The sequence below is a fragment of the Pseudoxanthomonas sp. LjRoot204_2 genome (assembly GCF_056175765.1).
Window position 1 is genome coordinate 1 of sequence record NZ_JBGFFG010000132.1, and the last position, 7936, is coordinate 7936.

Here is a 7936-nt window from a genome sequence, read left to right on the forward strand (position 1 = left end):
CTGCAGGCGAACGGTATCCAGGCATTCCCGCTGGAGCGGTTGCCGCGCACCACGCGTGCGCAGGCAATGGACGTGCTGAGTTCGCAGGCCGGCATGGCCGGCTACAAGGCGGTGCTGATCGCGGCGCAGCTGGCGCCCCGCTTCTTTCCCATGCTGACCACGGCCGCCGGCACCATCCGTCCGTCCAAGGTGCTGATCGTCGGGGCGGGCGTCGCGGGCCTGCAGGGCGTTGCGACCGCCAAGCGCCTGGGTGCGCAGGTCGAAGGGTTCGACGTGCGTCCGGAGACGCGCGAGCAGATCGAATCGCTGGGCGGCAAGTTCCTCGACCTCGGCGTCAGCGCGGCGGGCGAAGGGGGCTATGCGCGGCAACTGACGGACGAAGAGCGCGCGCTGCAGCAACAACGGCTGGCCGAGCACCTCAAGGGCATCGACGTGGTGGTGTGCACGGCCGCCGTCCCCGGGCGTCCGGCACCGAAGATCGTCACCACTGCGATGGTCGACGGCATGAAGCCGGGCAGCGTCATCGTGGACCTGGCGGCCGAGACCGGCGGCAACTGCGAACTGACGCGCCCGGGCGATACCTACGCGCACCACGGCGTGACCATCGCCGGTCCGCTCAACCTCGCCAGCCTGGGTGCGGTGCATGCGAGCGAGATGTACGCCCGCAACGTGCTGAACTTCGTCGCCCTGTTCGTCAGGGACGGTGCGCTGCAGTTCGATTGGAGCGATGAATTGCTGGCGAAGACGGTATGGCCGGACCGGCCGGCCACGCAGGCGGCCGCCTGACGCCGGACGTCAGCGTTCCGGCCACCGGTTCCGATCACGGTCACGGTCACGCGGCGGCGGTGCGTTGTCGCGCATCCACGCCTCGCGCTGTTCGGGCGTCATCTTTTTCCACTCGTTCCGCAAGGCCTCGCGCTGCTCGGGGCTGAGCGTCTTCATGCGTGCGAACAGGGCGCGCGCATGCCGGCGCTGATCGGGACTCATGCCCTCAAAGCGCTTCATGCCGTGCCGCGCCTGCGCACGCTGTTCCGGCGTCATCGCCTGCCAGCGCTGGGCGCGTTCGAGCATGCGGCCGCGATCGCCGGGCTCCCGGTTCCAGCGGTCGCGCACGGGTGCGATCAGGGCTTCACGCTGTTCGGGCGTCAGCTTCTCCCAGGCCGGCAGCGGCGCGGGTGCGGACTGCGCGAGCACGTGGCCACTGGCCAGCAGGACGCCGAGGGCGAGGATGCGAAGGGCAGCGGCCTTCATGGGGTCGACTCCATGGCAAGGGGCTGTGCGTCGGYGGACGCCAGCCAGAGATACAGTTCGGGGTCTTCGTCGTACGCGCTGGCCACGCCGAGTTCCTCCGCAGTGAAGTCGCCCTCGCTCTCGCCGGCAACGGTCTCCGGCGCGGGCGGCACCGGGCCGCGGGGCAGCCATTGCAGACCGACACCGACCGCCAGCACCGCGGAAAAGGCCGTGGCCACCAGCCAGCGCCCACGGTGGCGCGCACCGGCCGGCGCGGCCTGCCGCCCGGCCTCGTGGCGGGCGTTCCGCAGGTGCATCAGGGTCTGGGGTGAGACCTGCGCCAGCGACGCCTGGTGCAGGCGACGCGCGTACTGGTCGATGTCAGGGGCGGGGTTCATCGGAATTCCTCAAGTTGCCGTTGCAGGGCCTCGCGCGCGCGGGACAGGTGGGTTTTCACCGATCCCTCCGAGCAGCCCATCGCGCGCGCGGTGTCGGCCACATCCAGTTCTTCCAGCACGCGCAGGGTAAACGCCTCGCGCTGGCGCGCGGGCAGGCCGCGCAATGCCTGCACCAGGCGGGTATACGCCTCGCGCTGATCGTGGGCCTGCGCCGGCCCTGCGCCGTGGTCGGGCGCCCAGTCCACCGGTCCTTCCTCGCCGCGATCGCCCGTGGGCATCAGCCAGCGCAGGCGGAAGCCGGCGCGGCGCTGCAGGTCGACGATGCGACGGCGCAGGATGCTCCAGAACAGCGGTGACCATTCTTCGGCCGGCTTCTCGCGATAGGCCAGCATCTTCATCATCGCGTCCTGCACCGCATCGAGCGCGTCCTCGCGATGGCGCAGGCCGGCTTCGGCGAACCGGAACGCGCGGGGTCCGATATCGGCCAGGAAACGCTCGATCGTCGTCGCCAGCGGGGCGGGCGACGACGTTTCCGGCGGCGGGCTCGGGGCGGTGCTCACCAACATAGCTTAGCGGTCGCGTTGTTGATCAGCCGCGATGGTCCAGGCGCCGGTCGATGCGATCGCCACGGCGGTCCCAGCGCGCCTCGGCCCGTTCGCCCTTGCGATCCAGCCGGGTATCGATGCGGTCGCCGCGGCGTTCCAACCGGTTCGCGGCGCGGGAGTGACCATGATGGTCGGCCCACTGCGCACTGCGGTCGAAGCGCCGCTCGATACGGTCGCCGCGCGCGTCGGTCCGTTGTTCGATGCGGTCGCCCTTGCGGTCCAGGCGATGGTCGATGCGGTCGCCGCGATCGCCGGCGAAGGCGGTGCCGGTGGCAGTCAGCAGCAGTACGGTCAGGCCGAGCAATGACGTGCGCTTCATGGTGGACTCCTCGGTGGGATGGGGCGGTGCAGGCAAGGAAACGCCCCGAGGCGTCGTCGGTTGACGCGGCAGCGCCGCCCACGCGCGGGTTCAGGTACGGTTATGATGCGGAGGCACCGGCCGACGCCTGTGCATCGACAACGTGGACGAGGTGGAGGAGCGGATGAGCGACGGGTTCGTGGCGCTATACATCTTCATGCTGGCGGCCATCGCCGGCCACGTGATCATCTCGCGGGTGCCGGTGATCCTGCACACGCCGCTGATGTCCGGCTCCAACTTCATCCACGGCATCGTGCTGATCGGCGCGATGGTCGTGCTGGGCCACGCCGACACCCCGCTGGAAAAAGCCATCGGCTTCATCGCCGTCCTGCTGGGCGCGGGCAACGCGGCCGGCGGCTACGTGGTCACCGAGCGCATGCTGGACATGTTCAAGAGCAGCAAGCCCGCGGGTGGCAAGTGAGCAGCATGCCCATCGTTCCCGCGCCTGCGCGCACTGCGCGCGACGTATTCCACGGGTTGAGCTACCTCCAGTACCCGGCGCTGCTGGTGGCGCTGGGGTACGCGGCGAAGTCGGGTTGGACGCTCGCAATGGCCGGCAGCGGGAGCTGGGCGGCGGTGTACGACGACTGGAACTATGTGCTGCTGTACGCCGGCATCGGTATCGGCCTGTCTTCCCTGCAGGATCCGACCCGCACGCAGAACGCGTTGTCGAAACGCGTCTGGCAGGACCCACGCAAGGGGCGCTGGATGCTGGTGCTGCTGTCTTTTTACACCGTCACCCCGATGGTGGCCGGGCTGTTCGGCGCATACCTGGCCGACACGACGGTGGTGAACCAGTTGTCGCTGGGCCTGGTGGCCTTCGGCCTGGGCATGGTCGGCCTGCTCAAGACCGCCATCGAGATGCGTGAGCACCATCGGGTGGACAAGCCACCCGCCTCGTCGTCCGAAGGGAGCCGTGCATGAGTGCGTTGACGCTGGTGAAACTGAGTTACTTCGTGGCCGCCACGCTGTTCCTGCTGGGCCTGCAGCGCATGGCCAGTCCCAAGACCGCGCGCAGCGGCATCCAGTGGGCCGGCGTGGGCATGCTGATCGCCACGATCGCCACGTTCTTCCTGCCGGGGCTGCACAACATCGGCCTGATGATCGCGGCCATCGTGATCGGCGTCGGCCTGAACTGGGTCTGGGGCAAGAAGGTCGCCATCACCGACATGCCGCAGATGGTCGCGCTGTTCAACGGCATGGGCGGCGGTTCGGCCGCGGCGATCGGTGCGGTGGAACTGGTGCGCTACTCCGCCGGCGAGCCGGCGCCGTCGACGTTCACGCTGTCGTTGGCGGTCATCGGCGCGCTGATCGGCGCGGTCTCGCTGACCGGCTCGGTGATCGCCTGGGCCAAGCTCGACGGACGCATGGACAAGCGCTACACCTTCCCGGGGCAGCAGTGGTTCAACGCGCTGGTGGCGCTGGCCGCCATCGCCAGCGGCGTGATGGCGCTGACCACCCTGGCGATGCCGTGGATCATCGCGTTCTTCGTGCTGTCGCTGGCGCTCGGCGTATTGATGACGCTGCCCATCGGCGGCGCCGACATGCCGGTGGTGATCTCGCTCTACAACGCCTTCACCGGCCTGGCGGTCGCCTTCGAAGGCTACGTGCTAGGCAACGAAGCGCTCATCATCGCCGGCACCATGGTCGGCGCGGCCGGCATGCTGCTGACGCGGCTGATGGCCAAGGCGATGAACCGCAAGATCACCAACGTGCTGTTCTCCAACTTCGGTGGCGGCAGTGCGGCTATGCAGGAAATCGGCGGATCGATGAAGCCCATCGAGGCCGCCGACGTCGCCGCGATGATGGCCTACGCCGAACGCGTGGTGATCGTGCCCGGCTACGGCCTGGCCGTGGCGCAGGCGCAGCACAAGATCTGGGAGCTGTCGCAGAAGCTGATGGATCGCGGGGTGAAGGTGAAGTTCGCCATCCACCCGGTCGCCGGCCGCATGCCCGGCCACATGAATGTACTGCTCGCCGAAGCCGGCGTGCCCTACGACCTGATCGCCGACATGGACGACATCAACCCCGAGTTCGCCAACACCGACGTCTCGCTGGTGATTGGCGCGAATGACGTGGTGAATCCGGTGGCGAAGACCGACCCGGCCAGCCCGATCTACGGCATGCCCATCCTCGACGTGGTGAACTCGAAGAACACCATCGTCATCAAGCGCGGCAAGGGCACCGGTTTCGCCGGCATCGAGAACGCGCTGTTCTACGCCGACAACACCCGCATGCTGTACGGCGACGGCAGCGAGATGGCCAATGCGCTGGTCAGCGAACTGAAGGCGCTGGACGGCGGGCACTGAGCCCGCCGCTCCGCGTCAGCGCGTCCACCAGGCCGCAAGCAGCGGCGCCGCCACCAGCGCCGCGGCGTCCAGCGGGGAGGTGGTCAGCGACACCAGTGTCCAGGCATGGTGCGCGCCCAGCTTCAGCACCGAATCCCACGGATTGAGCCCGAAGGCAAACCCCATCTGGGTGGCGGCGATGGTCCACAGYGCCAGCAGGGAGATCGCGACGGTGGCCACGCCGCCCAACACGGCACGGCGCGCGCCGGCGGGCATGCCGCACAGGCGCAGCACCAGCACGATGTCGAGCGCGACGGCAAGCGCCATCCAGCCCGCCTGCCGCTGGAGGTAGAGCGCCAGCGCCACCCAGATCACCAGCACGCTGCCGCCGGCCAGCACGAGCATCAGGGGAACAAGCCATGGGGCGGCGCGACGCAGGGCGGGGGACATGGAGACTCCGGCAGGGCCGCCAAGGATACGGCCTGAACGCGGTCGCCGGGGCGCGAAGGCTACAATAGGCCGCCTTGCAGCGCCCCACGCGCGTCCCCATCTGGTTTTGCATGTATTCCCGCAGCAGCGAACCCGTCCAATTCTCCCGCGATTGCGCCGCCGTTCTGGTGCCGCAGGGCGAACTCGTCACCCTGCCGGCCGGCAGCTACGGCTACATCACCCAGGCGCTCGGCGGTAGTTACACCGTGTTCGTCGAAGGCAACCTGATGCGCATCGCCGGCAGGGATGCGGATGCGATCGGCAAGGAACCGTCCGAACCGCTCTCGTTGCCCGACAACGCCAGCGACGAGGAAGTCGAGGCGATGGTGTGGAACCAGCTGCGCACCTGCTTCGATCCCGAGATCCCGTTCAACATCGTCGACCTCGGCCTGGTCTACGAAGCCAACCTCACCACCCGCGACGACGGCCAGCGCGGCATCGACGTGAAGATGACGCTGACCGCGCCGGGCTGCGGCATGGGCGAGATCCTGGTCGACGACGTGCGCAGCAAGCTGGAGATGATCCCCACCGTGGCCGAGGCCGATGTCGAACTGGTATTCGATCCGCCGTGGGGCCGCCACATGATGTCCGACGCCGCCAAGCTGGAAACCGGCATGCTCTGAGCCCGCGGCTCGCCCGATGCAGAACCCGTCAGGAAGAAAGAGATGAACGTGATGAACGCCGCCCCGTTGACCTACCGCGTGAACCGCTCCGACAAGGCCCGCACCCCGGCCGAGCGCGACGCCATCCTCGCCAGCCCCGGGTTCGGCCTGCACTTCACCGACCACATGGTCGCCATCACCTGGGACAAGGCGCAGGGCTGGCACAGCGCGGAAGTCCGCGCCTACGGTCCGCTGTCGCTCGACCCGGCCGCCTCGGTGCTGCACTACGGCCAGGAGATCTTCGAAGGCATCAAGGCCTACCGCCATGCCGACGGTTCCATCTGGACCTTCCGTCCCGACGCCAACGGCAAGCGCCTGCAGCGTTCGGCCGCGCGCCTGGCGCTGCCGCAGCTGCCGGTCAACGAGTTCGTCGAATCGCTGCGCCAGCTGGTCGCCATCGATGGCGACTGGGTGCCGTCGGCGCCGGAGACCAGCCTGTACTTCCGTCCCTTCATGATCGCCACCGAAGCCTTCCTCGGCGTGCGTGCCGCGCACCAGGCCGGCTACTACGTCATCGCCAGCCCCGCCGGCGCGTACTTTGCCAAGGGTGTGGCGCCGGTGTCGATCTGGCTGTCGGAAGACTATGCCCGCGCCGCCAAGGGCGGCACCGGTGCCGCCAAGTGCGGCGGCAACTACGCCGCCTCGCTGCTCCCGCAGCAGGAAGCGCAGGCGCAGGGCTGCTCGCAGGTGCTGTTCCTCGATCCGGTGGAAGGCAAGTACCTGGAAGAACTGGGCGGCATGAACGTGTTCCTCGTTTACAAGGACGGCCACATCGTCACCCCGGAACTCTCCGGCAGCATCCTTGAAGGCATCACCCGCGACAGCATCATCCACATCGCCCGCGATCGCGGCCACGCCGTCGAAGAGCGCAAGGTCTCCATCGATGAGTGGAAGCAGGGCGTGACCTCCGGCGACATCGTCGAAGTGTTCGCCTGCGGCACCGCCGCGGTGATCACGCCGATCGGCCAGCTCAAGGGCAAGGACTTCGCCGTGGGCGACCTCAACGCACTGGCCGGCGAAGTGACGATGGGTATCCGCAAGGAACTCACCGACATTCAGTACGGCCGCATCCCCGACCGCCACGGTTGGCTGGTGAAGTTGCGCGATTGAGGTCGAAAGCATCGTCGAAAGAAAAGCCCGCTGCGAAGCGGGCTTTTTTATTGCGTAATCAACGCGTGGTTCACCGAATAAAAAATTCACATGTGCGATGGTGTGCAGGAAGTAAATGAACCTACCTGCGGATGTCTACCGGTGACCTGCGCTTCATGCGTGTATCCCGGCGATTACGTTTGAAACATATATGGCGAACTGTGTCTTTCATCGCTGATTCAGCGAAGTGCTCTCCGTTAGCGTCGTCGTTGCGTCGTGCATTGCGCGGCGTGTACCCGGTCGAACGCAACAGCCCGTCCACCCCCTCCCGTTGCAGTCCCGCGCCCTCGACCGGGCGATTGCCGCATTGGCGGCTTTTCATTTCATCCTTGAGGGAGAGTCTGATGTCTGGATTTGCAAAGCGTGGTTCGCGTGTGCGCCTGCTGTGCCTGTCGTCCGCCGTGCTCGCATCGCTGTATGCGTTGCCGGCAATGGCCGGCCGTGTCGACATGAGTGGCCTGCAGGTGGAAGAACCGGGCGGCTACGACCGCTTCATCGTGAAGTATCGCGACGGCAGTACGGAAAGCACCAACGCGACGCAGCTGCAGCGCTCGCTGACCAGCGCCGCCAGCACCGGCGTCGCCAAGCGCGGCGGTCGCGCGCTGGGCCTGCAGAAGCTGCGCCGGCTCGCCGCGGGCGGTGCCGACGTGGTGCGCGCCGATCGCAAGCTGGACCGCATCGAAGCCGAGTCGCTGATGCGCCAGCTGGCCGCCGATCCGAACGTGGAGTACGTGGAAGTCGACCAGCGCATGTATCC

Annotated in this window: 10 protein-coding genes and 2 pseudogenes; 7 read left to right on the forward strand and 5 right to left on the reverse strand. The window is 67.7% G+C overall.

What is annotated here, in order from left to right:
• Positions 1-786 (forward strand): NAD(P) transhydrogenase subunit alpha (locus AC04L7_RS08090; RefSeq protein ID WP_475512798.1); only part of this gene is annotated, 786 nt, incomplete at its 5' end.
• A gap of 9 nt (positions 787-795) precedes the next feature.
• On the opposite strand, the gene AC04L7_RS08095 is transcribed toward AC04L7_RS08090, so the two are convergent.
• Genes AC04L7_RS08095 through AC04L7_RS08110 form a run of 4 tightly spaced genes read right to left on the reverse strand, consistent with a single transcriptional unit; the run spans position 796 to position 2552 of the window.
• The gene (locus AC04L7_RS08095) at positions 796-1251 is read right to left on the reverse strand and encodes a DUF3106 domain-containing protein (RefSeq protein WP_435997172.1); all 456 of its coding nucleotides are present in this window, start codon (positions 1249-1251) and stop codon (positions 796-798) included.
• Positions 1248-1628, reverse strand: a complete 381-nt coding sequence (locus AC04L7_RS08100; protein WP_475512799.1) for a hypothetical protein — start codon at positions 1626-1628, stop codon at positions 1248-1250. Before AC04L7_RS08100 ends, AC04L7_RS08095 begins: the two co-directional genes overlap by 4 nt.
• Complete coding sequence (locus AC04L7_RS08105; protein WP_296282046.1) at positions 1625-2194, reverse strand: RNA polymerase sigma factor; 570 nt, start codon at positions 2192-2194, stop codon at positions 1625-1627. The genes AC04L7_RS08100 and AC04L7_RS08105 overlap by 4 nt, the downstream gene beginning before the upstream one ends.
• A gap of 22 nt (positions 2195-2216) precedes the next feature.
• Complete coding sequence (locus AC04L7_RS08110; protein ID WP_435997176.1) at positions 2217-2552, reverse strand: hypothetical protein; 336 nt, start codon at positions 2550-2552, stop codon at positions 2217-2219.
• Positions 2553-2715: 163 nt separating this feature from the next.
• Here AC04L7_RS08110 and AC04L7_RS08115 point away from each other — a divergent pair, with 163 nt between their 5' ends.
• The 3 genes and pseudogenes from AC04L7_RS08115 to AC04L7_RS08125 form a co-directional block, all read left to right on the forward strand.
• Positions 2716-3012, forward strand: a complete 297-nt coding sequence (locus AC04L7_RS08115; RefSeq protein WP_435997178.1) for an NAD(P) transhydrogenase subunit alpha part 2 — start codon at positions 2716-2718, stop codon at positions 3010-3012.
• 5 nt (positions 3013-3017) lie between these two features.
• Positions 3018-3515: a hypothetical protein gene (locus AC04L7_RS08120; protein WP_435997180.1), complete on the forward strand. Its 498-nt coding sequence runs from the start codon at positions 3018-3020 to the stop codon at positions 3513-3515.
• An 11-nt stretch (positions 3516-3526) separates the two neighbouring features.
• Positions 3527-4900 (forward strand): annotated as a pseudogene (locus tag AC04L7_RS08125) (NAD(P)(+) transhydrogenase (Re/Si-specific) subunit beta); the annotation flags it as partial.
• A 15-nt stretch (positions 4901-4915) separates the two neighbouring features.
• On the opposite strand, the gene AC04L7_RS08130 reads toward AC04L7_RS08125, so the two are convergent.
• Complete coding sequence (locus AC04L7_RS08130; RefSeq protein ID WP_299340951.1) at positions 4916-5329, reverse strand: hypothetical protein; 414 nt, start codon at positions 5327-5329, stop codon at positions 4916-4918.
• A gap of 110 nt (positions 5330-5439) precedes the next feature.
• On the opposite strand from AC04L7_RS08130, the gene sufT reads away from it, so the two are divergent.
• From sufT to AC04L7_RS08145, 3 genes and pseudogenes are all read left to right on the forward strand, one after another.
• Complete coding sequence (gene sufT / locus AC04L7_RS08135; protein WP_435997182.1) at positions 5440-5991, forward strand: putative Fe-S cluster assembly protein SufT; 552 nt, start codon at positions 5440-5442, stop codon at positions 5989-5991.
• Positions 5992-6042: 51 nt separating this feature from the next.
• Positions 6043-7140, forward strand: coding sequence for a branched-chain amino acid aminotransferase (locus tag AC04L7_RS08140; protein WP_436000966.1), 1098 nt, complete (start codon positions 6043-6045; stop codon positions 7138-7140).
• A gap of 383 nt (positions 7141-7523) precedes the next feature.
• A pseudogene (locus tag AC04L7_RS08145) lies at positions 7524-7936 on the forward strand (peptidase S8); the annotation flags it as partial.

What these genes read in the sequence shown, in the direction of transcription:
- AC04L7_RS08120 (WP_435997180.1), top strand. Translation starts at nt 3,018, where the DNA reads ATGCCCATCGTTCCCGCGCCTGCGCGCACTGCGCGCGACGTATTCCAC.
- AC04L7_RS08105 (WP_296282046.1), bottom strand. Translation starts at nt 2,194, where the DNA reads ATGTTGGTGAGCACCGCCCCGAGCCCGCCGCCGGAAACGTCGTCGCCC.
- sufT (WP_435997182.1), top strand. Translation starts at nt 5,440, where the DNA reads ATGTATTCCCGCAGCAGCGAACCCGTCCAATTCTCCCGCGATTGCGCC.
- AC04L7_RS08110 (WP_435997176.1), bottom strand. Translation starts at nt 2,552, where the DNA reads ATGAAGCGCACGTCATTGCTCGGCCTGACCGTACTGCTGCTGACTGCC.
- AC04L7_RS08140 (WP_436000966.1), top strand. Translation starts at nt 6,043, where the DNA reads ATGAACGCCGCCCCGTTGACCTACCGCGTGAACCGCTCCGACAAGGCC.
- AC04L7_RS08095 (WP_435997172.1), bottom strand. Translation starts at nt 1,251, where the DNA reads ATGAAGGCCGCTGCCCTTCGCATCCTCGCCCTCGGCGTCCTGCTGGCC.
- AC04L7_RS08115 (WP_435997178.1), top strand. Translation starts at nt 2,716, where the DNA reads ATGAGCGACGGGTTCGTGGCGCTATACATCTTCATGCTGGCGGCCATC.